General features: G+C 74.0%; 23 protein-coding genes. 13 read left to right on the plus strand and 10 right to left on the minus strand.

From position 1 onward, the window contains the following. The first annotated feature begins 179 nt into the window (after nucleotides 1-179). A complete protein-coding gene (locus AB0L74_RS13720) occupies nucleotides 180-842 on the plus strand; it encodes a phosphatase PAP2 family protein (protein WP_365650098.1) in 663 nt (220 codons plus the stop codon). A gap of 114 nt (nucleotides 843-956) precedes the next feature. Here the strand turns inward: AB0L74_RS13720 and AB0L74_RS13725 are convergent, their stop codons facing one another. The 3 genes from AB0L74_RS13725 to AB0L74_RS13735 are packed head-to-tail and all read right to left on the minus strand — an operon-like array spanning nucleotide 957 to nucleotide 3,762. Then, complete coding sequence (locus tag AB0L74_RS13725) at nucleotides 957-1,721, minus strand: cupin (RefSeq protein WP_365650101.1); 765 nt, start codon at nucleotides 1,719-1,721, stop codon at nucleotides 957-959. Beyond that, entirely contained in the window at nucleotides 1,715-2,641 is a 927-nt protein-coding gene (locus AB0L74_RS13730; RefSeq protein WP_365650104.1) for a PmoA family protein, read from the minus strand. The genes AB0L74_RS13725 and AB0L74_RS13730 overlap by 7 nt, the downstream gene beginning before the upstream one ends. Then, nucleotides 2,638-3,762 carry a Gfo/Idh/MocA family oxidoreductase gene (locus AB0L74_RS13735; RefSeq protein ID WP_365650106.1) on the minus strand — a complete coding sequence of 375 codons (1,125 nt, stop codon included), beginning with the start codon at nucleotides 3,760-3,762 and terminating at the stop codon, nucleotides 2,638-2,640. The genes AB0L74_RS13730 and AB0L74_RS13735 overlap by 4 nt, the downstream gene beginning before the upstream one ends. 263 nt (nucleotides 3,763-4,025) lie before the next feature. Here AB0L74_RS13735 and AB0L74_RS13740 point away from each other — a divergent pair, with 263 nt between their 5' ends. Both AB0L74_RS13740 and AB0L74_RS13745 read left to right on the plus strand, forming a co-directional pair. Continuing rightward, nucleotides 4,026-4,622, plus strand: coding sequence for a DNA starvation/stationary phase protection protein (locus tag AB0L74_RS13740; protein ID WP_365650109.1), 597 nt, complete (start codon nucleotides 4,026-4,028; stop codon nucleotides 4,620-4,622). Between the two features lie 109 nt (nucleotides 4,623-4,731). After that, nucleotides 4,732-5,793 (plus strand): ABC transporter permease, encoded by a 1,062-nt coding sequence (locus AB0L74_RS13745; protein ID WP_365650112.1) that lies wholly within the window; start codon nucleotides 4,732-4,734, stop codon nucleotides 5,791-5,793. 551 nt (nucleotides 5,794-6,344) lie between these two features. Here the strand turns inward: AB0L74_RS13745 and yicI are convergent. Then, nucleotides 6,345-8,615, minus strand: coding sequence for an alpha-xylosidase (yicI, locus tag AB0L74_RS13750; protein ID WP_365650115.1), 2,271 nt, complete (start codon nucleotides 8,613-8,615; stop codon nucleotides 6,345-6,347). A 466-nt stretch (nucleotides 8,616-9,081) separates the two neighbouring features. Here yicI and AB0L74_RS13755 point away from each other — a divergent pair, with 466 nt between their 5' ends. The 4 genes from AB0L74_RS13755 to AB0L74_RS13770 are packed head-to-tail and all read left to right on the plus strand — an operon-like array spanning nucleotide 9,082 to nucleotide 13,572. Beyond that, nucleotides 9,082-10,377: a sugar ABC transporter substrate-binding protein gene (locus AB0L74_RS13755; RefSeq protein WP_365650118.1), complete on the plus strand. Its 1,296-nt coding sequence runs from the start codon at nucleotides 9,082-9,084 to the stop codon at nucleotides 10,375-10,377. An 11-nt stretch (nucleotides 10,378-10,388) separates the two neighbouring features. After that, the gene (locus tag AB0L74_RS13760) at nucleotides 10,389-11,330 is read left to right on the plus strand and encodes a sugar ABC transporter permease (RefSeq protein ID WP_365650121.1); all 942 of its coding nucleotides are present in this window, start codon (nucleotides 10,389-10,391) and stop codon (nucleotides 11,328-11,330) included. A 5-nt stretch (nucleotides 11,331-11,335) separates the two neighbouring features. Continuing rightward, nucleotides 11,336-12,163 carry a carbohydrate ABC transporter permease gene (locus tag AB0L74_RS13765; RefSeq protein WP_365650124.1) on the plus strand — a complete coding sequence of 276 codons (828 nt, stop codon included), beginning with the start codon at nucleotides 11,336-11,338 and terminating at the stop codon, nucleotides 12,161-12,163. A 29-nt stretch (nucleotides 12,164-12,192) separates the two neighbouring features. Next, a complete protein-coding gene (locus AB0L74_RS13770; RefSeq protein WP_365650127.1) occupies nucleotides 12,193-13,572 on the plus strand; it encodes a GH1 family beta-glucosidase in 1,380 nt (459 codons plus the stop codon). Between the two features lie 130 nt (nucleotides 13,573-13,702). On the opposite strand, the gene AB0L74_RS13775 is transcribed toward AB0L74_RS13770, so the two are convergent. Further along, the gene (locus tag AB0L74_RS13775) at nucleotides 13,703-14,944 is read right to left on the minus strand and encodes an ROK family protein (RefSeq protein ID WP_365650129.1); all 1,242 of its coding nucleotides are present in this window, start codon (nucleotides 14,942-14,944) and stop codon (nucleotides 13,703-13,705) included. 260 nt (nucleotides 14,945-15,204) lie between these two features. On the opposite strand from AB0L74_RS13775, the gene AB0L74_RS13780 reads away from it, so the two are divergent. The 4 genes from AB0L74_RS13780 to AB0L74_RS13795 all read left to right on the plus strand — a co-directional run bounded on the left by AB0L74_RS13780 (nucleotide 15,205) and on the right by AB0L74_RS13795 (nucleotide 18,493). Then, entirely contained in the window at nucleotides 15,205-16,398 is a 1,194-nt protein-coding gene (locus tag AB0L74_RS13780) for an MFS transporter (RefSeq protein WP_365650653.1), read from the plus strand. 124 nt (nucleotides 16,399-16,522) lie between these two features. Next, nucleotides 16,523-17,254 (plus strand): maleylpyruvate isomerase family mycothiol-dependent enzyme, encoded by a 732-nt coding sequence (locus AB0L74_RS13785; RefSeq protein ID WP_365650132.1) that lies wholly within the window; start codon nucleotides 16,523-16,525, stop codon nucleotides 17,252-17,254. A gap of 95 nt (nucleotides 17,255-17,349) precedes the next feature. Next, a complete protein-coding gene (locus AB0L74_RS13790) occupies nucleotides 17,350-17,625 on the plus strand; it encodes a DUF6332 family protein (RefSeq protein WP_365650135.1) in 276 nt (91 codons plus the stop codon). Between the two features lie 28 nt (nucleotides 17,626-17,653). Further along, the gene (locus AB0L74_RS13795; protein WP_365650138.1) at nucleotides 17,654-18,493 is read left to right on the plus strand and encodes a BTAD domain-containing putative transcriptional regulator; all 840 of its coding nucleotides are present in this window, start codon (nucleotides 17,654-17,656) and stop codon (nucleotides 18,491-18,493) included. A 20-nt stretch (nucleotides 18,494-18,513) separates the two neighbouring features. On the opposite strand, the gene AB0L74_RS13800 is transcribed toward AB0L74_RS13795, so the two are convergent. After that, complete coding sequence (locus tag AB0L74_RS13800; protein ID WP_365650141.1) at nucleotides 18,514-19,248, minus strand: TetR/AcrR family transcriptional regulator; 735 nt, start codon at nucleotides 19,246-19,248, stop codon at nucleotides 18,514-18,516. Between the two features lie 174 nt (nucleotides 19,249-19,422). Between AB0L74_RS13800 and AB0L74_RS13805 the strand changes: the two genes are divergently transcribed. Further along, entirely contained in the window at nucleotides 19,423-19,899 is a 477-nt protein-coding gene (locus AB0L74_RS13805) for a nitroreductase family deazaflavin-dependent oxidoreductase (protein ID WP_365650144.1), read from the plus strand. Between the two features lie 16 nt (nucleotides 19,900-19,915). Here AB0L74_RS13805 and AB0L74_RS13810 read toward each other — a convergent pair whose 3' ends face one another. Then, nucleotides 19,916-21,160, minus strand: a complete 1,245-nt coding sequence (locus AB0L74_RS13810; RefSeq protein ID WP_365650147.1) for a geranylgeranyl reductase family protein — start codon at nucleotides 21,158-21,160, stop codon at nucleotides 19,916-19,918. A gap of 190 nt (nucleotides 21,161-21,350) precedes the next feature. On the opposite strand from AB0L74_RS13810, the gene AB0L74_RS13815 reads away from it, so the two are divergent. Next, entirely contained in the window at nucleotides 21,351-22,706 is a 1,356-nt protein-coding gene (locus AB0L74_RS13815) for a dipeptidase (RefSeq protein WP_365650150.1), read from the plus strand. Nucleotides 22,707-22,903: 197 nt separating this feature from the next. On the opposite strand, the gene AB0L74_RS13820 is transcribed toward AB0L74_RS13815, so the two are convergent. The 3 genes from AB0L74_RS13820 to AB0L74_RS13830 form a co-directional block, all read right to left on the minus strand. Next, nucleotides 22,904-23,947: an NUDIX domain-containing protein gene (locus AB0L74_RS13820; RefSeq protein WP_365650153.1), complete on the minus strand. Its 1,044-nt coding sequence runs from the start codon at nucleotides 23,945-23,947 to the stop codon at nucleotides 22,904-22,906. Nucleotides 23,948-24,095: 148 nt separating this feature from the next. Further along, a complete protein-coding gene (locus AB0L74_RS13825; protein WP_365650156.1) occupies nucleotides 24,096-24,290 on the minus strand; it encodes a hypothetical protein in 195 nt (64 codons plus the stop codon). A 148-nt stretch (nucleotides 24,291-24,438) separates the two neighbouring features. Continuing rightward, nucleotides 24,439-25,392, minus strand: coding sequence for an ROK family protein (locus tag AB0L74_RS13830; RefSeq protein ID WP_365650159.1), 954 nt, complete (start codon nucleotides 25,390-25,392; stop codon nucleotides 24,439-24,441). Nucleotides 25,393-25,410 lie beyond the last annotated feature (18 nt).

A 25,410-nucleotide genomic window follows, 5' to 3' on the forward strand; every position in this document is an offset into this window, starting at 1 on the left:
CCCGCACCGCCGCCGTCGTCCACCACGCCGGGGCGGGTACCACCGGGGCCGGACTGCGGGGCGCCCGCCCGGACGGGCGCGCCGGGCGGCGGCCGGGGCGGGCGGGGACCAGGCTGGTGCGGCAACGGACCGCGGGGCGGGTGGACGCCGCCCCGCCGCGCCCTCGGGGGAAGGAACCCATGACCGAACCGACCGACGCCGACGGTGACACGACCGGACCGCCCGCCCCGGCGGCCGGTCCCGTGCCCCACCGCCGGAGGGGTCCCGCGGCGGTCCTCGGCGATCTGCGGGCCGTGGACGGCGCCCTGTACGCCGCCGTGGCCGCCACCCCCACGCCCGCGCTGGACCGCGCCCTGCGGCGCCTGTCGCACGCGGCCGACCACTCCAGGATCTCGCTGGCCATCGCCGCGGCCCTCGCCGCAGGCGGCCCCCGGCCCCGCAGGGCGGCGCTGGTCGGGGTGGGCGCCGTCGCCGTGGCCTCGGTCTCGGCCAACCTGCTCGGCAAGCGCCTGGTGCGCAGGGCCCGGCCCGACCGGGAGGCGGCCCGGGTGACCGTGGACCGGCGTGTGCCGATGCCCGCGTCGGCGTCGTTTCCTTCCGGTCACACGGCGTCGGCGGTGGCGTTCGCCATCGCCGTCGGGGTGGTCCTGCCGGGGGCGGCGGTACCGCTCGGGGCGCTGGCGAGCGCCGTCGGGTACTCCCGCGTCCACACCGGCGTGCACTATCCGGGTGACGTGGCCGCGGGGGCGGTGCTGGGCATCGCGAGCGCCGCCGCCGCGCTGACGGCGTCGTCGGCGGTGGGCCGGGGTCCCGGCGGAGGACCGGCCGGCCGGAGGCACTGAGCCCTCCCGCACCGCGCGAGCCGTGCTCCGGGCCGCCGCGAGAGCGCGGCGGTGGGCCGGTGCCCGGCGCGGCGGGAGCGCGCGGCGCGGACGACGGGCGTGTGACGGCCGGGCCTACGGGCTCCGGTAGGGCAGCGTGGTCCCCGGCAGCGCGTACTCGTCGCGCCGCCCGCACATGCCGTAACCGCCGAGCCGGGTCGGCGCGGCCCGGTAGGCGGTGGCGGCGCCGAGGTGGGACGGGTCGCCCGCCGCCAGCGCGTCGAGCTGCGCGCCGGTGCGTTCGGCGGCGGCCAGCGCACCGGCCCGCCACAGCTCCCGCCAGCGGGGCACCTGGTCGCGGACAAGGCGGGCGGCGGCACGCTGGAACGCCCGCAGCGGACCGTCGTCCCCGGAGACGAGCGCCTCGCGCAGGGCGAGGTAGCCCTCGACGGCGAGGTCCCTGCGCCGCCGGGCCGCCGCCTCCGTCCGGGGTCCGGTCCCCGGCGGCACCGTCGCCGCGGCGGCGTACGCCTCCGGGTCCGCGAGCACCTTCGGCGGGAAGGTGAAGACGGCGTCCCCGGCCTCCGGCAGGCCGCTGTTCTGCATCAGCACGGTGACGCGCAGGCCCCCGCCCTGCACCATGCGGTGCACGGTGCCCGGCGTGAACCAGGCGACCGAGCCGGGCTCCAGGGGGATGTCCCGGTAGCCGTCGGGACTCAGCGTCTGCACCGCGCCGTGCCCGCCGGTGACGACGTACGCCTCCGCGCACACCAGGTGCAGGTGCGGGCTGCCGCCGCACACGCCGTCGGCGGCCTCCCAGTCGTAGGCGCTCAGATGGGACAGGCCGACCGCCCCGGGCAGGGGGCGCGGGAGCGCGGGCCGGGGGGCGTCGTTCACCACGGCAGGCGCTCCAGGTGGGCGGCGACGCGGTGGCGGTCCCAGGCGCCGTCGGCGACGACGAGGCGGTAGCGGAAGGTGAACGCCTCGCCGGGCGGCAGCTCGAACTCCTCGAAGAACGCCCATGAGAAGGCGACCGCCGGGACCGGTTCGGCGCGCACGAACCAGTGGGACGGGTGGATCGCGCGCGCGTCGTCCAGGTTCTCCGGTGCGTGCGCGAAGACGAGCGTGGAGTGCGCGTCGGTCTCGTCGTGCTCGGCGGTGAAGGCGAGCCAGGGGCCCTGGGTGCCCATGAGGTCCGCGGCGCCCGCGTCGGTGCCGGGGGCGAACACGGTGCCGCCGGTGAAGTCGCGGGGACCGCGCCAGTGCAGCCCGGTGTAGCCGGCCATCTCGCGCCCGGCGGTGGTCGGGGAGCCGAAGGCCAGGGGCTCGGCGCGGAGGTTGGTGAGGTGGATCGACCAGTCCAGGGCCCAGGCCCCGGCCTCCTCGTCGACCGAGTGGACGGTGAGGCCGCGTGCCTCGCGGGCCCATTCCTCCCCGTGGTGCGCCACCCAGGTCAGGTCCTCGGTGAGGGCGAGGCGGTCGTCCTCGGCCGTGAACGCGGAGAAGCCGTCGTGCCGCATGGAGCCGACGCGCTCGGGCAGGGCCAGGTAACCCCGGCCGTGCACATAGGAGTTGCCGCCCCAGAAGTTCTGGCCGGAGAGGTGGCTCGCCGTCATCTGCACGCCCTTGTGCCAGCGGTGGTCGCTGGGGCGGTAGCCGGTGACGGTGCGCCCGGCCAGGGTGCGCACCGGGTGGGCGTACGGCTTCCTTGACTCGAACGGGTCGGGGTCGGGGCGGTAGACGTACCGCAGGATCTCGGTGCCGCCCGCCGCGGTGACCGCGACGTGGTCGCCGTGCTCGTGGCTGACGCGGAGGTTCATGCGCGCTCCTTGGGGGCCCACTCGGGGTGGTCGCCGTGCATGGCGGCGTAGTACGGGTCGCCGGGGCCGATCTCTCCGGCGCGGACCGGGCGGCCGGTGAAGGCCGCCTTGTACAGGGCGGCGGCGAATTCGAGGGTGGCGCGGGCCTCGGTGCCGCTGCCGGGCGGCCGTACGCCGCGGTCGTAGGCGTCGAGGAGGGCGCCGAGCTGGGCGGTGTGCGAGCTGGGCACGTCGGCGGCCGGGGCGCGCCAGGCGGCGGCGCGGTCGGGGGCGACGTGCGGCGCCGGGGTGTAGACCCAGTCGTCGTTGCGGTGCCCGTACAGGTGGGTGAGCTCCACCGTGGCGTCGGCGCAGTCGACGCGGACGCGGCTGACCTCGTCCGGGGACAGCACGCTGTTGACGACGGTGGCCAGGGCGCCGTTGGCGAACCGCACCAGCGCCGTGGAGACGTCCTCGCTCTCGGTGTCGTGGACCAGGCGCGCGGCCATCGCCCGGACCTCCTCCCAGGGGCCGAGCAGGTGCAGCAGCAGGTCGTACTGGTGGATGCCGTGGCCCATGGTCGGCCCGCCGCCCTCGGTGGCCCACCGCCCGCGCCAGGGCACCGCGTAGTAGGCGGTGTCGCGGTGCCAGGTGGTCTGGCAGTGCGCGACCAGGGGGGCGCCGAGCTCGCCGCGGGCGATGAGATCGCGGGCGTGGACGGCACCGGAGCCGTAGCGGTGCTGGAAGACCACGGACGCGTACGCCCCGGACGCCTCCTCGGCCGCCGCGATGTCGTCGTACGCGGCGAGGGACAGGCACAGCGGTTTCTCGCAGAGCACCCAGGCGCCCGCTTTCAGGGCGGCCACCGTCTGGTCCCGGTGCAGCGACGGCGGCGTGCCGATGAGGACGAGGTCGGGGCGCTCGGCGTCCAGCATGGCGGCCATCGACGTGTACCCGGCGACGTCCGCGCCCGCCAGCTCCCGGAAGGCGGCCAGCCGGTCGGCGTCCACGTCGACGGCGGCGACCAGGTCGGCGCGGTCGGCGTGGGCCCTGAGCGCGGGCAGGTGGCCGCCGCCGACGACGGCACCGGTGCCGACGACGGCGACGCGGCGGCGGGCGGGGGCCGGGGACGTGCGGGCCATGCGGTCCTCCTCGGACGTACGGTGGACAGCGCGGACAGAAAGCGCTTTCACTCCCGCTGAACCTTAGGGGCGTCCCTGATGTCCGGACAACCCCCCGGGGGACATCACGGGCGGCGTCCGCCACCGGTCCGGGCGGGCCCGTGCCTCACTCGGGCCGCAGCGTTTGCGGGGCGGCCTGGCTGCTGATCGACTGTCGCGGGGGGCCGGAGCCGGATGTGCGGCGCCCCGGCACCCCCTTGGCTCTCCGTGGAAGGAGTTCAGGCGTGACCAGCGATCCCCAGTCGACGCCCGCGGGGCGGGACCCGGACGGCAGCCAGCCGTGGCTGCACCAAAGGGGCCGCGTCATCCAGGAGTTCGGCACCGTCAAGCAGTTCCCCGTGGCCCTGGCCATGGAGGCCCGCCTCTACTCCTGCCAGCGGCTCAACAAGGTGCTGGCGGACACGCGCATCCTGCACGACCTGTACAAGAAGTACCACTGGCTGATGCGCGGGGCGACGTTCTACCAGCTGCATCTGCTGCTGGACAAGCACGCGGGCGAGCAGCTGGAGCTGATCGACACGATCGCGGAACGCGTCCAGACCCTGGGCGGGGTGGCGGTCGGCGACCCCCGTCATGTCGCGGAGATCACCAGCGTGCCGCGCCCGCCGGACGGGGTGGAGGAGGTGCCGGCCATGCTGTCGCGGCTGCTGGAGGCGCACGAGCTGATCCTGACCGACTGCCACGACGCCGCGGCCCGCACCCAGGAGCAGGGCGACGACGGCACCAACGACCTGCTGGTCTCGGATGTCGTCCGCACCAACGAACTCCAGGCGTGGTTCATCGCGGAGCACCTCGTCGACACGCCCCTGGTGCGCGTCTGACCCGCCCGGCGCGGCGGCCCGGCGGCACCCGGGCCTCACCGGACGGCGACAGGACCGCGCCGGCGGCGGCAACCGCACCCCCGGCACAGGACGAGCGAACGAGCGTGAGATGCCCGACATGTCACACGGTGAGCACGGCAGGCCGCCGACGCCCGCGCAGCGGTGGGCCCAGTTCAAGGAGTCCCCGTTCCTGCCGGCCGTGGTGCTGGTGTTCATCCTGGCGGCCGCGGCCGGTCTCTTCGCGGGTTCCTACACGTACTCCATGGCCAACCCGACGCCGCGCTCCATCCCGACGGCGGTGGTCGGTTCCTACGAGCAGGGGCGGGGCCGGGCCTTCCTGGTGGGGCTGGAGAAGGCCCTCAACGCCTCGGTGAAGGTGCGCACCTACGGCAGCGTCGCCGACGCCCGGCGGGCGGTCGAGGAACAGGAGGTGTTCGCGCTCCTGGAACTGCGGGACGACGGCCGCTCCGTCCTCATGGACCTGTCGAGCGCCTCGGGCGCCTCCGTCGCCCAGGTCCTGGCCGAGGCGGCGCCCGCCGTGGGCGCGCAGACGGGGGTGGAGGTCACCGTCCGGGACATCAAACCCCTCCAGGAGGGCGACCCGCGCGGGCTGGCGATCTTCTACATCTCGCTCGCCGCCGTGATCATCGGCTTCGTCGGGGCGATCCAGCTGAGCGTGCACGCGCGGGCGCTCACTCCGCTGGAGCGGATCGCCTTCACGCTGGCCTACGCGCTGCTCGGCGCCTTCGCCGTCGCGGCGGTGGTGGACTGGCTGCTGGGCGCGCTCGACCTGCCGTTCGTCGAGTCGTGGCTGATCCTGGCGTTCACGATGTTCGCCAGCGGCATGGTCTTCACCATGTTCAACACCCTGGTCGGCCGCTGGGCCATGCTGCCGACGTGGGGGCTGATGGTGCTGCTGGGCAACCCGTCCTCCGGCGGCGCGGTGTCCTGGCCGCTGCTGCCGTCGGTGCTGGGGGTGATCGGCCAGTGGCTGCCGCCCGGCGCCTCGATCAACGCCCAGCACACGGCGGTGTACTTCCCGGGCCACCAGCACGCGTTCCCCTTCCTGGTGCTGACCGGCTGGGCGCTGCTGTCCAGCGCGGTCTTCTGGATCTGGCGGCACCGCCATCCCGGCAGCCGGGAACGCCGTCCGGCGCACGCCGGTTCGTGAGGCACCCCCGTCCAGGTCACGGAGGTTCCCGCGACGCCACCCCGACAGGGCGCAGCCATCTGGTTCGGCCCTCGCACGCGTCGCGGCACGCCCCAGCTCCGGTCGTCGCGGTGCCGCGGCAGGCCGCCGACCGCCTGGTGGCGACGGGCAGCTCGCGGGCGCGTACGTCGACCTGCGGCGCGGGACGACTCTGCCGCTCGTCTTCCGGCAGTTCCCGTGCGGTCTCGGAAAGAGCCCGTGCGTCCTCCGTGAGCGGCCGCGAGCGCACCAGGTCAAGCGCTTCCTGGTACGACCTCTCGGCACGCGGCCCCGGCGCCGTCATGCGGCTGACGGCCAGTGGCGAGAGGTCGTGAACGTCGCCGCGCCCCTACCGCTTCTTCGGTGGTCCTGGCGGACTCAACTGCTGAGCCGTCGTCTCCGCGTCGCCGGGAGGAACGGTCGCGGTGCACGGGCGGTGATCGTCGTGGCGCGTCGAGGACGGCGGCCCCACGTGCGTCCGGTCCGGCGTGTCGTCCACCGGGGGCCGTCCGCCCCTCCCGCGCGGCCGCGTGTCAGGCCAGCGGCACGGTCACCTCGCCCGTCCCCTCGGCGCTCGCGCCGCCCGCCACGCGCACGGTGAACGGCCGGCCGGTGCCGCTCGCGGTGACGCGCAGCAGATCGCCGTCGCGCCGCACGCGGAAGCCGGCCGCCGGCGCCCCGGCCGCGTCGGGCACGGTGATCTCGGCGTCGTACCCGGGCCCGGTGGAGGGGTGGACGAGCAGGGTGAGGGCCTCCAGCCAGTCGCCGTCGGGGCGGGTGCCGTCGGCGGCCAGCGGCAGGACGGCGCCCTCACGGACGTACAGCGGGAGGCTGTCGTAGCCGTGCCGTTCGGTGCGCCAGGCCGGGCCGGTGACCCGCTCGCCGCTGAGGAGGTGGGTCCAGGTGCCCTCGGGGAGGTAGACCTCGACCTCGCCGTCCTCGGTGAAGACCGGGGCGACCAGCAGGTCGGGGCCGAGCATGTACTGGCGGTCCAGCGGGCGGCACGCCGGGTCGTGCGGGAACTCCAGCACCATGGGCCGCATCACCGGCACGCCGGTGCGGTGGGCCTCGGCGGCGGCGCCGTACAGGTAGGGCATGAGCCGGTGCTTGAGCAGGGTGAAGTGCCGGGCGACGGCGACCGCCTCGTCGCCGAACTCCCACGGCACCCGGTACGACGAGGAGCCGTGCAGGCGGCTGTGCGAGGACAGCAGGCCGAAGGCCAGCCAGCGCTTGAACACCGACGGCTCGGGGGTGCCCTCGAAGCCGCCGATGTCGTGGCTCCAGAAGCCGAAGCCGCTCAGGGACAGCGACAGACCGCCGCGCAGGGACTCGGCCATGGCCTCGAAGGAGGACCAGCAGTCGCCGCCCCAGTGCACCGGGTACTGCTGGCCGCCCGCGGTCGCGGACCGGGCGAAGAGCACGGCCTCGCCCGGGCCGCGCTCCTGCTCCAGGAGTTCGAACACGGTCCGGTTGTAGAGGTGGGTGTAGTAGTTGTGCATCCGCTCGGGGTCGGAGCCGTCGTGCCAGACGACGTCGGTGGGGACGCGCTCGCCGAAGTCCGTCTTGAAGCAGTCGACGCCCTGGTCGAGCAGCGGCTTCAGCTTGGACTGGAACCAGGCGCGCGCGTCGGGGCTGGTGAAGTCGACCAGTCCCATGCCCGCCTGCCACAGGTCCCACTGCCAGATGTCGCCGTCGGGCCGGCGCACCAGGTGGCCGAGGGCGGCGGCCTCGTCGAACAGCGGCGACTTCTGGGCGATGTAGGGGTTGATCCAGGCGCTGACCCGCAGGCCCTTCTCCTTCAGCCGGGCCAGCATGCCCTCCGGATCGGGGAAGACGTCCGGGTCCCACTGGAAGTCGCACCACTGGTACTCGCGCATCCAGAAGCAGTCGAAGTGGAAGACGGACACGGGGATGCCGCGCTCGGCCATGCCGTCGACGAAGGACATCACGGTCCGCTCGTCGTAGGAGGTGGTGAAGGAGGTGCTGAGCCACAGGCCGAAGGACCAGGCGGGCGGCAGCGCCGGGCGGCCGGTGAGGGCCGTGTAGCGGGTCAGCACGTCCTTGGGGGTGGGGCCGGCGACGACGTAGTACTCCAGCGTCTGGTCCTCGACGCTGAACTGGACCTGCCCGACGGACTCGGAGCCGACCTCGAAGGAGACCGCGCCGGGGTGGTTGACGAAGACGCCGTAGCCGCGCGAGGAGAGGTAGAAGGGGACGTTCTTGTAGGCCTGTTCGCTGCTGGTGCCGCCGTCGGCCTGCCAGATGTCGACGACCTGGCCGTTCTTGACGAACGGGGTGAACCGCTCGCCGAGGCCGTAGATCTGCTCGCCGACTCCGAGGGCGAGCTGGGCGAGCATGTGGTGGGTGCCGTCGCCGGTGACGGCGAAGGCGGTGCCCTTGCGCCCCGACCGGGTCAGCTCGCGTCCGTCCGCGTCGTGGAAGGCGAGGGCCCAGGGGGCCGACTCGTCCAGGCGCAGGGTCAGCGGGCCGCTGGTCAGTTCCGTGACGGTGCCGTCCCTGCGCACCCGGGCGGTCTCGCCGGCGGGTGTGGTGAGGGCGAAGTCGGGGCCCGGGCGGCGCTTGCCCGCGTGGTGGGTGACGCGGACGCCGATCACGCCCTCGGCCGGGGAGAAGCAGTCGACCGTGAGGAGCGGCGCGTTGAGCGTGCCCCCTCTGCCGGTCACCTTCCGGACGGCGGCGTGGGCGGTGAAACGGTCGGCGCCGGAGCGCACGTCACGGACGTCGGTGGCGTACGAGATGCGCACACCGTCGCGGACGAGCCAGAAGCCATCGGTGAACTTCATGATCTTCCTCGGGTGGGGCGGGATCCGTCCGGTGGGGAACCGTTCGGCGGTAGCTGTTCGGCCGAGCTGTTCCGGCCCCAGCCCATTCGACTTCGTTCGACAGTAATTCGACGGCCATTCGACGCTCGATCGACGCCGTTTCGACGGCGATTCGACGGAGTTCGACGGCGCTTCGACGAACTGGCGACGGAGTTTCGGCCTGGAGCTGTCCGACGGCCCCCGGAAGGGACCGCGCGAAGCGATTTGATCGTACACAAAACAAATGCCTTCCAGGGACCCCCCGGGCCGCAAGCAACAGCGTGACCAGGGCTTATCACCGAGTGACAAGCGGTTTTCACCCTCCGAAACAGCGAGACGGACGCCACTTTCCCTAGCGCGCCGACCCGTTGCTGACGTATTAGTCATCACATCAAACAAATCCGTTCGGCGAAGGGGCCGAGCGGTACGACAGCAAGGGCCGCTAGCAATGTCCGAACGCTTCACGCGGGGCAGCACACCCACCGTGACAGCACCTTCTCCGGCCGCCGTACGCCGCCTGCGCGGACGCTCGCGCGGAGCCGTCACGCCACTGGCCGCCGCCTCCGTCCTGATCGCCGGGGCGGCGCTGGCCGGCTGCGCGCAGCAACGCGACGGCGATGTGTACACCGTGATGAACTCCTCGACCGACGAGTCCTACCACCGCTGGGACGCGGAGGCGATGGCCCGCTGCGGCGAGCGGCTGGGCGTGCGGATCGAACAGCAGAGCGTCCCGGCGGCGCAGGTGATGACGAAGGCGCTGCGCATGGCGTCCTCGAAGTCGCTGCCGGACATCGTGCAGTTCGACGCCTCCGAGATGCCGGTCTTCGCGGAGGCCGGCGGTCTCGTCGACCTCCGGACGCTGGGCCTGAGCACCCGGGACATCCCCGAGGGGATCGTGGACTTCGGCTCCTACCAGGGGACGTACTACGGCGCGGCGCGGTCGGTGAACACCCTCGCGCTCTTCTACAACAAGGACATCCTCGACGAGGCCGGGGTACGGGTGCCCACCACCTGGGCCGAGCTGCGCGAGACGGCGCGGAAGCTGACCGAGGGCAGGCGGTACGGGCTGGCGCTGAGCGCGGGCGGCGCGGAGGACGGCGTCTTCCAGTTCACCCCGTTCATGTGGTCCAACGGCGGCGACGAGCGGAAGCTGGACGGCCCGCGGGTCGTGGAGGCGCTCGACTACTGGAAGGCGCTGCTGAAGGACGGCTCGCTGTCGAAGTCGACGGTCAACTGGACGCAGGCGGACGTCAACGACCAGTTCATGGCGGGCAACGCGGCCATGATGATCAACGGGCCGTGGCAGGTGGAGACGCTCAACAGCAAGAAGTCGCTGCACTGGGGCATCGCCGAGATCCCGGTGCCCGAGGCGGGGGCCACGTCGGTCGGCCCGCTGGGCGGGGCCGTGCTCACCGTGCCCCGCACCGGGGACGCGGAGCGGGAGCGGACGGCCGGCCGGATCGTCGCCTGCCTGGCGGGTGAGAAGGAGCAGCTGACCTACGCGCTCAACAGCTGGATGGTCCCGGCCAACGCCAAGGCCGCCGCCGTCTGGCGGGAGCGGGTGCCCGAGCTGGACGCCCTCGCCGACCAGGTGGCCGCCGCCCGGTCCCGTACGGCGCGGCTCGGCGCCGGCTGGCCCAACGTGTCGCTCGCCCTCCAGAGCGCCTTCCAGTCCGCCCTGACCGGCCAGACCAGCGAAGCCGCCCTCCAGCGCGCCCAGCAGCGGGCCACGAGCGGGAACTGAGGTACGCCGTCATGTCCACCGCCACCGCTCCGGCGCCGGCCACCACCGTCCCACCGGCCCGCTCCGCCGGCCCCGGCCGGCTGCGCCGCCGGCTCGCCCAGTGGGGGTTCGTCGCCCCCGCGGTCGTCTTCATGCTGCTGTTCTTCGGCTACCCGCTCGTCCGCAACGTCGTGATGAGCTTCCAGCACTACACACCGAAGACGTTCTTCACCGGCGAGGCGCCCTTCAACGGCACCGACAACTGGGCGAACGTGTTCCAGGACGCCCTGTTCGGCAAGGCCCTGTGGCACACGCTCGTCTTCACCGCCGGCTCGCTGCTCGGGCAGTTCTGCGTAGGGCTCGCCCTCGCCGTCTTCTTCAACCGCAGGTTCCCCCTGAGCGGGGCGCTGCGCTCACTGATCCTGCTGCCCTGGCTGGTGCCCATGGTGGTGTCCGGCATCGTGTGGCGGCGCATCCTCGACCAGGACACGGGCGTGCTGAACTCGTTCCTCGGCACCGTGGGCCTGGACGGTCACACGCCGTGGCTCACCAGCCCGGACCTGGCCCTGCTGTCGGTCGTGCTGGTCAACATCTGGATCGGCATCCCGTTCAACATGGTCATCCTGTACGGCGGCCTCCAGGAGATCCCCAAGGAGCTGTACGAGGCGGCCTCGCTGGACGGCGCGTCGGCGTGGCGGACCTTCCGCTCGATCACCCTGCCGATGCTCAAGCCGGTCATCACGGTCGTCCTCGTGCTCGGCTTCATGTCGACGGTCAAGATCCTCGACCTGATCCTCGCCCTCACCGACGGCGGTCCCGCCGACGCCACCCAGACCCTCGGCACGCTCACCTACCAGAACTCCTTCGTGCAGCTGGACTTCGGGGCGGGCGCGGTCGTCGGCAACGTACTCATCCTGATCTCCGCGGTGTTCGCGGTGTTCTACCTGCGGGCCAACCGCACCGAGGGGAAGTGACGGACATGGCCGCTCCCACGCCGACCACGCCCCGGCGCCGCTGGGGCTCCAGTCTCGCCGGGGTGCTCATCCTGTGCGTGATGCTGTTTCCGCTGTACTGGATGCTCAACACCGCGCTCCAGCCCGAGTCGGGGCTGCTCCAGGTCGACCCGGTGCCGGGCGGCCTGGACCTGTCCGGCTTCTCCAAGGCCGTCAGCGACCAGGGCGGTCATCTGCTCACCTCGCTGGCGGTCTCGCTCGGCGCCGTCGCGATCTGCCTGCTGATCGCGGCCCCGGCGGCGTACGGACTGGCCCGGTTCGGGCTGCGCGGCTCGCGCGGGATCGTGTTCGGCACGCTGATCACCCAGATGGTGCCGGGCATCGTCATCGCCAACGCGCTGTACAACTCGTACGTCGACCTCGGCCTGGTCAACTCCTACTTCGGCCTGATGCTGGCGGACGCCTCGCTCGGCATCCCGTTCTCCATCGTGCTGATGCGGTCCTTCATGGTGTCCATCCCGGGCGAGGTGATCGAGGCCGCGCAGCTGGACGGGGCCGGGCCGGTGCGCACGTTCGTGCGGGTGGTGCTGCCCATGAGCCGCAACTCGCTGATCACCTCGGGCCTGTTCGCGTTCCTGTTCTCGTGGAGCGACTTCATGTTCGCCCTCACCCTGAACACCACGGACGACGTCAAGCCGATCACGCTGGGCATCTATCAGTACATCGGCGCGCACGTCGGTGACTGGGGCTCGGTGATGGCGGCGTCCGTCCTGTCCGCGGTCCCGGCGGCGATCCTGCTCGTCCTGGCCCAGAAGTACATCGCCGCCGGCATCACCGGCGGATCCGTCAAGTGACCACCGCACCCTTGGAGATGGCCCGACCCATGAGTGACTTCCCCGGCTTCCCGCCCGGTTTCGTCTTCGGCGCGGCGACCGCCTCGTACCAGATCGAGGGAGCGGCGCGCGAGGACGGCCGCGGCCCGTCGATCTGGGACACCTACAGCCACACCCCCGGCCTGGTCGCGGGCGGCGACACCGGTGATGTCGCCTGCGACCACTACCACCGCTACCCCGAGGACGTGGCGCTGCTGCGCGACCTGGGGGTGGACTCCTACCGCTTCTCGATCGCCTGGCCGCGGATCGTGCCCGACGGCTCGGGCCCGGCGAACCCCAAAGGCCTGGACTTCTACTCCCGGCTGGTGGACGAACTGCTCGCGGCGGGCATCGAACCGGCCGCCACCCTCTACCACTGGGACCTGCCCCAGGCGCTGGAGGACCGGGGCGGCTGGCGGGTGCGGGAGACGGCCGAGCGGTTCGCCGCGTACACGGCCCTCGTCGCCGAGCGTCTCGGCGACCGGGTGCCGCGCTGGATCACCCTCAACGAGCCGTGGTGCAGCGCCTTCCTCGGCTATTCCGTCGGCCGCCACGCGCCCGGCGCCCGCGAGGGCCGGGGCGCCCTGGCCGCCGCCCACCACTTGCTGGTGGGTCACGGACTGGCGGTGTCGGCGCTGCGGGCGGCCGGGGTGCGCGAGGTGGGCATCACGCTCAACCTCGACCGGAACCTGCCGGCCACCGACTCCCCCGCCGATCTGGCGGCCGTGGTCCGCGCGGACACCCAGCACAATCTGGTGTGGACCGAGCCGATCCTGGCCGGCCGCTACCCGGCCACGGAGGAGGAGACCTGGGGCGAGCTGATCACCGGCCAGGACTTCCGGCGCGACGGCGACCTGGAGCTGATCTCCCAGCCACTGGACTTCCTCGGCGTCAACTACTACCGGCCGATCGTGGTCGCCGACGCGCCCCACCGGGAGCCCGACCCGGCGAAGCGGGTGGCGACGGACAACCGGTACGAGGAGGTGCGGCTGCCGGGCGTGCGGCACACGGCGATGGACTGGCCGGTCGCCCCGGACACCTTCACCGACCTGCTGGTGCGGCTGAAGAAGCAGTACGGGGAGGCGCTGCCGCCGATCCACATCACCGAGAACGGCTCGGCGGAGGACGACACGGTCGCCGCCGACGGGGCGGTGCACGACGCCGACCGCGTGGCCTACCTGCGCGACCATCTCACGGCGCTGCGGGCGGCGATGGACGCCGGCGTCGACGTCCGCGGCTACTACGTCTGGTCGCTGCTGGACAACTTCGAGTGGGCGTACGGCTACGGAAAGCGGTTCGGGATCGTCCGCGTCGACTACGACACGCAGCGGCGCACGCCCAAGGACAGCTACCACTGGTACCGGGAGCTGATCGCGGCACAGCGCCGCTGACCGCGGCGAGGCGCACGGGGCCGGCGGGACGCGACGGCCCCGGCCCTGCCCGCCCCGGCCCCACCGTCCGCTCGGAGCCGGGCGGGCGTCCCGGGACGCGCCGGTGGTAGGAGCGTCAACCCCCCGCTGGTCAGCCCGGCTCGCGTTCGGCATAGGCCACCGGGTCGGTGAGCACCTCGCGGACGATCACCCCGGCGGCGCCCCGTGCCGCGTCCCCCAGCGAGGAGGCGGCCCGCAGCCGGTCACCGCCCGCGCTCCACAGCCCGGACACCACCCGGAGGGCGAGCTCGCGGTCGACGGCGGGCGCGAGCCAGTCCATCAGGTCCCGGTAGACGCCGCCGAGCATCACCGCGTCGGGGTCGAACAAGTTGACCGCGCCCGACACCACGACACCCAGCTGTCGTCCCGCCCGCTCCAGCGCGGACAGGGCGGACGGCTCGCCGCGCCGGGCCCGCCGCTGGAGCTCGGCGACGCCCGAGACCCCCGCGTCCGGGTCGAGCCCGGCCGCCGCCAGCAGGGCGCTCTGCCCGGCGTACTGCTCCAGGCAGCCGCGGGCGCCGCACCGGCAGCGCGGCCCCTGCGGGTCGACGACCATATGCCCGATCTCCCCGGCGAAGCCGTGCGCGCCGCGCAGCAGTTCGCCGCCCAGGACCAGGGCGCCGCCGATGCCGATCTCGCCGGTCAGGTACAGGAAGCTGCGCACGCCCTCGGTGCCCGCGCCGTACCACAGCTCGGCGAGCGCGGCGACGTTGGCCTCGTTGTCGGAGCTGACCGGCAGCGCCCGGTGCGGGGTGGGGAGCGCCAGCAGCGCCTGGGCGAACAGCCCTTCCACGGCGACGCGCTGCCAGCCGAGGTTGGGTGCCTGGCGCACGGTGCCGCCGGTCACCAGGCCCGGCAGCGCCACGTGGACGCCGGCCGGCGTCAGTTCCTGCTCGGCGGCCGACCCGATGGCGCGGGCGGTGAGACGGGCGGCGCGCGCCAGCACCTCCGACGGCCGCACCCCGCGGTTGTCGACGTGCTCGACCAGGCGGACGCGGTCGGTGCCGGCGAGGTCGACCACGCAGACGGCGATGTAGTCGATGTTGATCTCGACCCCGAGCCCGGCCGGCCCCGACCGGGCCATCTTCAGCACGGTCCCCGGCCGTCCGGCCTGCCCGCTGCTCGTCTTGCCCCACTCGCTGACGAAGCCGTACGCCAGCAACTGCTCGACCAGGGACGACACCGCGGCCCGGGTGAGGCCCACGTGCGTCGCGATCCCGGCCCTGGTCGCCTCCCCCGCGTCATGCACGGCCCGCAGCACCAGGCTGAGGTTGTGCCGTCGCACCGTGGCCTTGTCGGCCTTCGGCTCCAGGGGGGTCAGGTGGCTCTTCATGGTGGTGCCGAGCGTATGCGACGCCGCCCGGAGCGTCGCACGGCCGGTCAGGTGACCGTGCCGGAGCCCCCGAAGCGGCCCGCCCCGGGTGGGGGAAACGACGGGGCCCCCTGCGCGGCGCGGGCGTCCGCGCGGGCGGGAGCCCGGCCGCGCCGCGGCCCCCCTCGCCCCCCGCCGCTTCCCCTCCCCTTGCCGTTGCCCTTCCTCCTTCCTACCCTGACTTTGTGCCGCTCATAAACAAAACCCGTTCGCACAGCGTCGTGCCGGGTCCCCGCGACGACCTCGCCCGCCTCCGCATCGCCCTCACCGCCTTCTTCGCCCTCGACGGCTTCGTCTTCGCCGGCTGGGTCGTCCGCATCCCCGCCATCAAGGAGCAGACCGGCGCCTCCGCCAGCGCCCTCGGACTCGCTCTCCTCGGCGTCTCCGCCGGCGCGGTCGTCACGATGACGCTCACCGGCCGCCTCTGCCGCCGTTACGGCAGCCACCCCGTCACCGTCGCCTGCGCCGTCCTGCTCTCCCTGAGCGTGGCCCTGCCGCCGCTGACCCACTCCGCGCTCGCCCTCGGCGCCGTCCTGCTCGTGTTCGGCAGCGCGTACGGCGGGATCAACGTCGCCTTCAACAGCGCCGCCGTCGACCTGGTCGCGGTGGCGCGGCGCCCCATCATGCCCAGTTTCCACGCCGCCTTCAGCCTGGGCGGGATGGCCGGGGCCGGGCTGGGCGGTCTCGTCGCCGGGTCACTCTCCCCGGTGCGGCATCTGTTCGGCCTCACCCTGATCGGCCTGCTCGTCACCCTCGTCGCGGGCCGTCTGCTGCTGCGCTGCGAGCCGCCCGTACCGCCGGAGTCCGCGCCCCGGCACGACGCCGCGCCGCACCCGCCGGCCGGCCGTACTCGCGCCCTCGTGCTCACCTTCGGCCTGATCGCCCTGTGCACCGCCTACGGCGAGGGCGCCATGGCCGACTGGGGCGCCCTGCACCTGGAACAGGACCTGGACGCGTCGGCGGGCTCGGCGGCGGCGGGTTACTCCTGCTTCGCGCTGGCCATGACGATCGGCAGACTCAGCGGGACGACCCTGCTGGAGCACCTGGGCCGCACCCGCACGGTGGTGGTGGGCGGCACGACCGCCGTGGCGGGCATGCTGCTCGGCGCGCTCGCCCCGTCGGTCTGGGCCGCCCTGCTCGGCTTCGCCGTCACCGGGCTCGGCCTCGCCAACATCTTCCCGGTGGCGGTGGAACGCGCCGGAGCGCTGGGCGGGCCGAGCGGCGTGGCGACGGCGTCCACGCTCGGGTACGGCGGCATGCTCCTCGGGCCGCCCGCGATCGGCTTCATGGCGGACTGGTTCTCGCTGCCCACCGCGCTCACCAGCGTGGCGGTCCTGGCGGCGGTGGCCGTGCTGGTCGCGCTCGCGACCCGGCACGCGGCCGCTGGCCCGCCGCGCGAGACCGCGAGCCACTGAGCGCCGCCGCCCCACCGCGACGGCCGCCGCCGCGCGGCGGCGGGCACGCCGGCCCTTGCCCTGGAACGCCCTCGCCCTGGACACCCTTCCCTTGGACCGCACTCCATCGTGCAGACTGCCTGCCATGGAGACCGCCGCGTACATCGAAATCCTGGACCGGGAAGGCCGGTTGCTCGCCGAAGCCGCCGAGACCGCCGGGGTCGACACCCACGTGCCCACCTGTCCCGGCTGGCAGGTGCGGGACCTGCTGCGGCACACGGGGGCGGTGCACCGCTGGGCGGCGGGGTTCGTCACCGAGCGGCACACCGCCGCCCGCCCTCTGGGCGATGCCCCGGAGCTCGACGGTCCCGGCCTTCTGGCCTGGTTCCGGGAAGGCCACCGCCACCTGGTCTCCACCCTCACCGCAGCCCCGTCCGGCCTGGAATGCTGGCATTTCCTGCCCGCGCCCTCGCCGCTGGCCTTCTGGGCCCGGCGGCAGGCGCACGAGACGACCGTGCACCGGTTCGACGCCGAGTCCGCCCGGGGCGGCACGCCCGGCGGCATAACCGCCCGCTTCGCCGCGGACGGCGTCGACGAGCTGCTGCGCGGCTTCCACGCCCGGCACAAGAGCAGGGTCCGCAGCGAGAAGCCGCGCGTGCTGCGGGTGCGGGCCACGGACGTGGACGGTGCCGTATGGACCGTACGGCTGACGGAGGAGCCGCCCGTCACCGAGCGGAACGACACGAAGGACGCCGACTGCGAGATCGCCGGCCCCGCCGCACGGCTGTACCTGTCGCTGTGGAACCGTCAGCCGTACCCGGACGTGACCGGGGACGCCTCCGTCGCCACGCTGTGGCGCGACACCTCCGCGGTCTGAGCCCGGCGCCGCACCGGCCGCCCGCGCCCGCACGGGGCCTCGCACGCCCGGCCGGTCTGCTTGCCCGCCAGGTGCCTCCCTGTGACGCTCACCGCATGGAACATCGCGGGGGGCGGCGGACGCGGGCCGAGCGGGACGCGGTCACCGTCGAGATCGGGTACGCGCTGTGCAGCGCGGCGTTCGCCGCGGCCGTGCTGTTCGCAGCCGTGGCGGGACCGGCGTACGTCTTCGGCCTGGCGGGTGGCGCGCGCGGCACGCTCGTCGGGGCCGGGACGACGGTGGCGGCCGCCGTGTTCGTCGTCCGGGTCGTCAGTGTGCTGGTCCGCTTCCGGCGGTCGGCGCGACCCGGCCGTACCGGCACCGACGCCTAGCAGCCGGCGTCCGGGTTACGCTCGGCACATGGGTGAGGGGACGGCGACGGCGGCGGGGGCGGCACGCACGAGGGAGGCCGCGGGGTCCGGGCGGACACCGGGGGGCCTGCGATGCGAGGTGCTCGGTCCGCTGCGCGCCGTGCGGGACGGTGCCGAGGTCCCGCTCGGCCCGCCGAAGCAGCGGGCGGTGCTCGCCGTCCTGCTGCTCCAGGAGGGACGTCCCCTGTCCTACGACGGACTGGTCGACGCCGTGTGGGGCGGGACCCCGCCGGTTCATGTGCGCAACCTCGTGCAGAAGTACGTCTCCGGGCTGCGCCGCGCACTGGGCGCCGACGCGGAACTGGCGTGGACCGGCAGCGGCTACTGGCTCACCGGTGTCCGGGCCGACGATCTGCACGAGCGGCGGGCGGCCGTGGACGCGGCGATGGCCGCCCGTGACGCCGGTGACCTGCGCCGGGCGGCCGAACTGGCCCGCCGCGCCGAGGCGTTGTGGCGCGGGGAGTTCGCCGAGGGCCTACAGGCTCCCTGTCTGGCGGCGGAACGGCTCCGCTGGACGGAGAAACGCCTCACCGTCCTCGAAGCGCGGCTGGCCGCCGAGATCGAGCTCGGCAACTCCTTCGGGTACGTCCACGAACTCGTCCGGCTGGTCGCCGCCCACCCCCTGCGGGAACGCCTCGCCGAGCTGCTGATGCTCGCCCTGTGCCGTGCCGGCCGCCCGGGCGACGCGCTCGCCGCCTACGAGGCGGCCCGGCGGCGGCTCGCCGAGGCGCTGGGCGCGGACCCGGGGCCCGGGCTGCGGTCCCTGCACGCCCGCGTCCTGCGGCAGGACGCGGCGCTGCTGCCGGCGCTCCCGGCTCCCGTGGCGTGAGGCGCCCGGCCCGCGGCCCGTCACCCCTCTCCCGTGGCCGCGCCGCCGGGCCGACCCTTCTGCGGGTACACCAGGCCGACGCCGTGGGCGAGTTGGGCGACGGCGTGCCGGAAGAACGCCTCCCGGTCCTCCACGATCCGGTGGAAGTGCCCGAACAGCTCGAACCCGACCAGCCCGAACAGCTGGGCCCAGGCCGCGACGAGCGCCGCGACGACCTCCGGCGGCAGATCGGGAGCGAGGTCCGCGGCCATCCGCACGGCCTCGGGCCGCAGCTCGGCGGGCAGCCGGGGCTTGGCGAGCCCCAGGCCCTGATGCGCGTCCCTCGTGATGCCGATGAGCAGGAGCCCGACACGGGACGCGGCGGGGACGGTGTCCGCGGGCGCCGTGTAGCCGGGGACCGGTGAGCCGTAGATCAGCGTGTACTCGTGGGGGTGCGCCAGCGCCCAGGCGCGGACGGCCTCGCACACCACGATCCAGCGCTGTACGGGGCCCGCCTCCGCCTCGGCGCCGTGCGCCGCCTCGGCGGCCTCGCCGAGCGAGTCGTAGGCGTCGATGATCAGCGCGGTCAGCAGGTCGTCGCGGCTGGGGAAGTAGCGGTAGAGGGCGGAGGAGGCCATACCGAGGGCGCGTGCCACGGCACGCAGCGACAGCTCGGCGGCGCCCTCCGCCGCCAGCTGCCTGCGCGCCTCGTCCTTGATGGCGGCGGTGACCTCGGCCCTGGCCCGTGCGCGGGCGCCGTGTGCGGTGCTGCTCATGGCGGCCAGTGTTCCATGAAGATCAGAGCAGTGCACGCAAAAGAGATCAGCACACGCAAAAGAGAGCAGTGCTCTTGCGCGAGACCACCCCCCTCGTTCAGACTGGACCCACGAAAGAGAGATCACTGCTCACAATTGCGAGCGCCACTCTCTCGCAACCTCCTGGGGGCCCGCATGCCACCGTCACCGACGCCGTCATCGCCGTACTACCTCAAGGGCAGCCCGATGGCCGTCCGGCTGAACCGAGTCGTCGGCTGGCTGGCCCGGCACGGCCTGAGCCTCGCGGGCACCGCGGAGATGTCCGTCCGCGGCCGCACCAGCGGACGGATGCAGCGCATCCCGGTCAACCCGCACACCCACGACGGCGCGCGGTATCTGGTCTCGGCGCGCGGACACTCGCAGTGGGTGCGCAACATGCGCGCCGCCGGCGGCGGGGAACTGCGCGTCGGACGCGAGGTCCGCGCCTTCACCGCGGTGGAGCTCCCCGACGAGGAGAAGCTCCCCATCCTGCGGACCTATCTGGAGAAGTGGGGCTGGGAGGTCAACCAGTACTTCCAGGGGGTCACCGCCCAGTCCTCCGACGAGGAGATCATCGCCTCGGCCCCCGACCACCCGGTCTTCCGCATCACGGTCGTCCCGCCCACGGGCTGACCGGGTGGGATCCGCCCTAGGAGCCGGCCGGGCCGCCGGCCGGGCCGTCGGCCGGCCGGCGGTCCAGCGCGTTCAGGGCGCGCTGGGCCATCGGGTGGCCGCGGACCAGTTCGCCCAGCGACGACGAACCCTGCGTGATGTCCTTGAAGGCCCGCCAGGCGGGCCGGAAACCGGTCAGCGCGGCGTGGAAGATCCCCGGACGCCGTTCGAAGACGGCGAGCATGCGCTTGCCGACGCTCATCTCCACGCCGAGGCCGGCCTTGACGGCGAACGCGTAGTTCAGGGCCTGCCTGCGTGTGTCCACGGCGTCGTGCGCCTCGGCGATCCGCACCGCCCACTCCCCCGCGAGCCGCCCCGACCGCAGCGCGAACGAGATGCCCTCGCGGGTCCACGGCTCCAGGAGCCCCGCCGCGTCCCCGCACACCAGGACCCGGCCGCGCGAGAGCGGTGAGTCCTCGGCGCGGCAGCGGGTCAGGTGGCCGGAGGAGATGCTCGGTTCGAAGCCGGCGAGACCGAGCCGGCCGATGAAGTCCTCCAAGTACCGTTTGGTCGCGGCGCCTTCGCCCCGGGCGGAGATCACACCGACCGTCAGCGTGTCGCCCTTGGGGAAGACCCAGCCGTAACTGCCGGGCATCGGCCCCCAGTCGATGAGGACCCGCCCCTTCCAGTCCTCGGCGACCGTCTCCGGCACCGGGATCTCGGCCTCCAGCCCGAGATCGACCTGGTCGAGCTTGACCCCGACGTGGGCTCCTATGCGGCTGGCGCTGCCGTCCGCGCCGACGACGGCCCGCGCGAGCACGGTCTCGCCGCCCTGGAGGACGACGGCGACCGTGCGCCGGTCCGGCACGGCCGATCCGTGCTGCTCGACCCGCGAGACGGTCACGCCGGTGCGCAGTTCGGCGCCCGCCTTCTGCGCGTGCTCGACGAGCTGCTGGTCGAACTCGGGCCGGTTGATCAGCCCGAAGAGCATCTGCCGGGAGCGGCGCGTCCGGGTGAAGCGTCCGTTGTGGGAGAAGGTGACGGCGTGCACGCGGTCCTTGAAGGGCAGTTCGAAGCCGGGCGGCAGGGCGTCGCGCGAGGGGCCGATGATGCCGCCGCCGCACGTCTTGTAGCGGGGCAGCTCGGCCTTCTCCAGCAACAGCACGCGCCGCCCGGCGACCGCCGCCGCGTAGGCGGCCGAGGCCCCCGCGGGTCCCGCCCCCACCACCACGACGTCCCACACCTGCCGCGCGTCCTCCGCCGAAGAGTTCTCGCTGCTCACGATGGTCTACCGCTCCGATCCAGCCGCATGCCGCTCCTGTCCCCCGCATCCTACGGCGGCATCGCCGCGGGCCCCCGCCCGAGGATCCGCGGGCCACCGCGCCGGGAGCCCGGCCGCCGTACGAGGAGCCGCGCCCCGCTGTGCGAGGATCGACCACCTGTACAACGTCGCACCCACAAGGAGCGTGCCCATGTCGTCGCATCCGGTCGCCGGGACCGTCGCCTCGCTGATGCCCAGGGCGAAGGAGGAGCTCGCCGAACTGGTGGCCTTCAAGTCGGTGGCGGACTTCGGCCAGTTCCCGCGGAGCGAGAGCGAGGCCGCCGCGAACTGGATAGCCGACGCGCTGCGCGCCGAGGGCTTCCAGGACGTGGCGCTGCTGGACACCCCGGACGGCACGCAGTCGGTGTACGGCTACCTGCCCGGCCCCGAGGGCGCGAAGACGGTGCTGCTCTACGCCCACTACGACGTGCAGCCCCCGCTCGACGAGGCCGGCTGGGACACCCCGCCCTTCGAGCTGACCGAGCGCGACGGCCGCTGGTACGGACGCGGGGCCGCCGACTGCAAGGGCGGCTTGATCATGCACCTGCTGGCGCTGCGGGCGCTGAAGGCCAACGGCGGCGTCCCGGTGCACGTCAAGGTGGTCGCCGAGGGGTCGGAGGAGCAGGGCACGGGCGGCCTGGAGCGGTACGCCGAGGAGCACCCGGAGCTGCTGGCGGCCGACACCGTCGTCATCGGCGACGCGGGCAACTTCCGGGCCGGTCTGCCGACGGTCACCTCCACCCTGCGCGGCATGACCCTCGTCCGTGTGCGGGTCGACACCCTGGCGGGCAATCTGCACTCGGGCCAGTTCGGCGGCGCCGCCCCCGACGCGCTGGCCGCCCTGATCCGCGCGCTGGACTCGCTGCGCGCCGAGGACGGCACGACGACCGTCGACGGGCTCACCTCCGACGCTCGGTGGGAGGGCCTGCGGTACGACGAGGAGCAGTTCCGCCGGGACGCCAAGGTGCTGGACGGGGTGGAACTGATCGGCTCCGGCACGGTCGCCGACCGCATCTGGGCGCGTCCGGCCGTCACGGTGATCGGCATCGACTGCCCGCCGGTCGTGGGCGCCACCCCGTCGGTGCAGGCGAGCGCCCGCGCGCTGGTCAGCCTGCGGGTGCCGCCGGGCGTGGACGCCGCCGAGGCGACCAGGCTCCTCATGGCGCACCTGGAGGCGCACACGCCGTGGGGGGCGCGGGTCGGCGTCGAGCAGATCGGCCAGGGCCAGGCGTTCCGCGCCGACACCAGCAGCCCGGCGTACAAGGCCATGGCCGAGGCGATGGCGGTGGCCTATCCCGGCCAGGAGATGCAGTACGCCGGCCAGGGCGGCTCCATCCCGCTGTGCAACACCCTCGCCGCCCTGTACCCGCGGGCGGAGATCCTCCTGATCGGCCTGAGCGAGCCGGAGGCCCGGATCCACGCCGTGAACGAGAGCGTGTCGCCCGAGGAGCTGGAGCGGCTGTCGGTGGCGGAGGCGCTGTTCCTGCTCAACTACGCGGCGAGCTGACCGCCGCACCACCGGGCGCCGTTCCCGGGCGGTGCCGTGGCCGCCTCCCCCGTCGGCGGGAGTGCCCCGTCGGAGGTGCAGGCCGCCGGCCGGGCGGAGGCCGTCGCCTCCCGGTTCCGGTCGCCGCCGCGGCGCGGAGGCGGCCCGGCGCGCCCCGGCCTGCCCGGCGGGGACGGCCGGGGCGCGCCGGGCCGCCGTCAGCCGACCGGGACTCCGGCCTCCAGGTAGAGGGCCGCTCCGCGTTCCCGGGCCCGGAGAGCCCAGCGGAGGCGTTCGTAGCGGACCGGGGGCAGCAGGTCGGCGGCCTCGGCCTCGGTGACGAAGCGGCAGCCGCGCAGCTCGGGCCCCGGCAGCAGCAGCCGCCCGGCCTCGGCGGAGTCGAGACGGCCGCCGTCGAAGAGCAGGCGCAGCCCGCCGAAGCCGGGCGGCGCGGGCCGCTCCCAGTCGACGACGAGCAGGGAGGGTACGTCGTCCAGGACGATGCCGGTCTCCTCCTCCACCTCGCGGATGCCGGCGCGGGCGGGCGCCTCGCCGGGTTCCACGATGCCGCCGGGGAACTCCCAGCCGGGCTTGTAGGTGGGGTCGACGAGCAGCACCCGGTCCCGCTCGTCGAAGAGGAGGACGCCGGCGGCGAGGGTCTCGGCGGTCGGCTCGGGCGTCTGCACGATGTCGCAGACGGGCGCGGCACCGGAGCCGACGGCCTCGGCGATGCGGGCGGCGGTCTCGCGCGGCGTGAGGGCGCTGGTGTCGATCGGGTGGGCGTCGGCGGTCAGCCAGGAGGCGAGGGCGGCCCGGTAGGGCTCGATGTGGTCGTAGGACCACTGGCGTATCCGTATCTCGCCCTCGGGGAGGTCCGGCGGGGCCTCCCGGCTGGCTATCCGCTCCCGCAGGATCGTTTCAGCCGGGGCCAGGAGGATGTGCCGTACCGGAATCCGGCGGGCGGCGAGGCCGCCGAAGATCTCGTCCCGGTACTCCTGGCGCAGCAGGGCCATGGGCACGACCAGGGTCCCGCCGAGCTCGGCGAGCAGCGCCGCCGCCGTATCGACCACGAGGCGGCGCCAGATCGGAAGGTCCTGGAAGTCGCCGGCCTCGGCGAGGCGCTTGGGGGGCAGCAGATGGGTGAGCCCCGTGCCGATCACCTCAGGGTCGAAGAGCGTGCTGTTCGGGATCAGTTCGATCAGTTCCCGTGCGGTGGACGTCTTGCCCGCACCGAACGCGCCGTTGATCCAGACGACGGTCACAGGTCCCCCTCTTCTGTTGGCCCCCTGTGGCTTGCCCGCTCCACCCTGCCATGGAAACCAGGCGCAGTTGAGGGCACACGGCAACGGCGCCGGCGCCCCGTCGCCGCGGGGCACCGGCGCCGTGCGCGCTCCGGTGGACAGGATGGGATCAGTACTGGTCACCCTCCGGCTGGACGGCGAAGGCGAAACTGTCGTCGCCGGTGCTCTGTTCGAGGGTGCTGAGAGTGTCGTCCGTCACGTCGGGACCGAGTGGGGTCGCGTGCGCGGCGTGGGAGGGGGTGACGGCCGCGACGACGAAGCCGGCGGCGAGGGAGGCGAGGGCGAGCATGCAGCGCTTCTTCATGCCGGGTTCAACTGCGCGGGCGGGCCGGGGACACGGGTGCGGGCGATGCCGCGGGGAAACGCTTCTGTCCTCCCGTACCGCGCCACCCGCCCGCGGGACGCCCCGGTGCGCGGGGAACACCGCACGGCAGCGCCTCGCCGCGGGCGCCCTACACCCCCGCCGGAGCCGTGTCCCCCCGCCTGGTGAGGATGGCCGCCGCCGCTCCGACCAGTCCGGCGTCCGTCCCCATCTGGGCGGGGGCCACCGTCAGGCGGCGGGTGAAGGACAGGGTGGCGTAGTCGGCCAGGGCCTCGCGCAGCGGGGCGAAGAGCACCTCGCCCGCCTTGCCCACGCCTCCGCCGATCACCGCGATGTCGATCTCGACGAGGGTCGCGGTGGCCGCGATACCGGCGGCCAGCGCCCGGGCCGCCCGCCGGAAGGAGGCCACGGCGACCGGGTCGCCGGCCCGGGCGGCGGCGGCCACCGCGGCGGCGGAGACGTCGCCGTCGGGGCCGGGCCGCCAGCCGTTGCCGAGGGCCCGCCGCGCGATGTTCGGACCGCTCGCGATCCGCTCCACGCACCCGCGCGCCCCGCACGGGCAGGGGTCGCCGTCGAGTTCCACGCTGATGTGGCCGATGTGACCGGCGTTGCCGGTCGGGCCGGGATGCAGCCGCCCGTCGAGGACCAGGCCGCCGCCGACTCCGGTGGAGACCACCATGCACAGCGCGTTGTCGTGTCCGCGGGCGGCGCCTTGCCAGTGTTCGGCCGCCGCGATGGCCACGCCGTCGCCGATCAGCTCGACGGGCAGCCCCCCGGTCGCGGCCCGGACCCGCGCGACCAGGGGGTAGTCGCGCCAGCCGGGCACGTTGACCGGGCTCACCGTGCCCGCGGCGGCGTCCACCGGGCCGGCGCTGCCGATGCCGACCGCCGCGGCGCGCGCCCACAGCGGAGAGGCGCTCAGCTCACCGAGCACCTCCCCGACGGCCCGCATCACGCTCTCGCCGTCCTCCTGCGCGGGCGTGGCGCGCTGGGCGCGTACCAGGATGCGGCCGGCGCCGTCCACCAGCGCTCCGGCGATCTTGGTGCCGCCGATGTCCAGCGCGGCCACGAGGTCGGTGTGCATCAGAGTCGGATCTCCCCG

It is taken from the genome of Streptomyces sp. NPDC052020 (genome assembly GCF_040680575.1).
Classification (GTDB): domain Bacteria; phylum Actinomycetota; class Actinomycetes; order Streptomycetales; family Streptomycetaceae; genus Streptomyces.

Bases quoted from the DNA above. Each gene is read 5' to 3' on its own strand.
- AB0L74_RS13720 (WP_365650098.1), top strand. From the start codon at position 180: ATGACCGAACCGACCGACGCCGACGGTGACACGACCGGACCGCCCGCC.
- AB0L74_RS13730 (WP_365650104.1), bottom strand. From the start codon at position 2,641: ATGAACCTCCGCGTCAGCCACGAGCACGGCGACCACGTCGCGGTCACC.
- AB0L74_RS13735 (WP_365650106.1), bottom strand. From the start codon at position 3,762: ATGGCCCGCACGTCCCCGGCCCCCGCCCGCCGCCGCGTCGCCGTCGTC.
- AB0L74_RS13745 (WP_365650112.1), top strand. From the start codon at position 4,732: ATGCCCGACATGTCACACGGTGAGCACGGCAGGCCGCCGACGCCCGCG.
- yicI (WP_365650115.1), bottom strand. From the start codon at position 8,615: ATGAAGTTCACCGATGGCTTCTGGCTCGTCCGCGACGGTGTGCGCATC.
- AB0L74_RS13755 (WP_365650118.1), top strand. From the start codon at position 9,082: ATGTCCGAACGCTTCACGCGGGGCAGCACACCCACCGTGACAGCACCT.
- AB0L74_RS13760 (WP_365650121.1), top strand. From the start codon at position 10,389: ATGTCCACCGCCACCGCTCCGGCGCCGGCCACCACCGTCCCACCGGCC.
- AB0L74_RS13765 (WP_365650124.1), top strand. From the start codon at position 11,336: ATGGCCGCTCCCACGCCGACCACGCCCCGGCGCCGCTGGGGCTCCAGT.
- AB0L74_RS13770 (WP_365650127.1), top strand. From the start codon at position 12,193: ATGAGTGACTTCCCCGGCTTCCCGCCCGGTTTCGTCTTCGGCGCGGCG.
- AB0L74_RS13775 (WP_365650129.1), bottom strand. From the start codon at position 14,944: ATGAAGAGCCACCTGACCCCCCTGGAGCCGAAGGCCGACAAGGCCACG.
- AB0L74_RS13785 (WP_365650132.1), top strand. From the start codon at position 16,523: ATGGAGACCGCCGCGTACATCGAAATCCTGGACCGGGAAGGCCGGTTG.
- AB0L74_RS13790 (WP_365650135.1), top strand. From the start codon at position 17,350: ATGGAACATCGCGGGGGGCGGCGGACGCGGGCCGAGCGGGACGCGGTC.
- AB0L74_RS13795 (WP_365650138.1), top strand. From the start codon at position 17,654: ATGGGTGAGGGGACGGCGACGGCGGCGGGGGCGGCACGCACGAGGGAG.
- AB0L74_RS13800 (WP_365650141.1), bottom strand. From the start codon at position 19,248: ATGAGCAGCACCGCACACGGCGCCCGCGCACGGGCCAGGGCCGAGGTC.
- AB0L74_RS13805 (WP_365650144.1), top strand. From the start codon at position 19,423: ATGCCACCGTCACCGACGCCGTCATCGCCGTACTACCTCAAGGGCAGC.
- AB0L74_RS13815 (WP_365650150.1), top strand. From the start codon at position 21,351: ATGTCGTCGCATCCGGTCGCCGGGACCGTCGCCTCGCTGATGCCCAGG.
- AB0L74_RS13825 (WP_365650156.1), bottom strand. From the start codon at position 24,290: ATGAAGAAGCGCTGCATGCTCGCCCTCGCCTCCCTCGCCGCCGGCTTC.
- AB0L74_RS13830 (WP_365650159.1), bottom strand. From the start codon at position 25,392: ATGCACACCGACCTCGTGGCCGCGCTGGACATCGGCGGCACCAAGATC.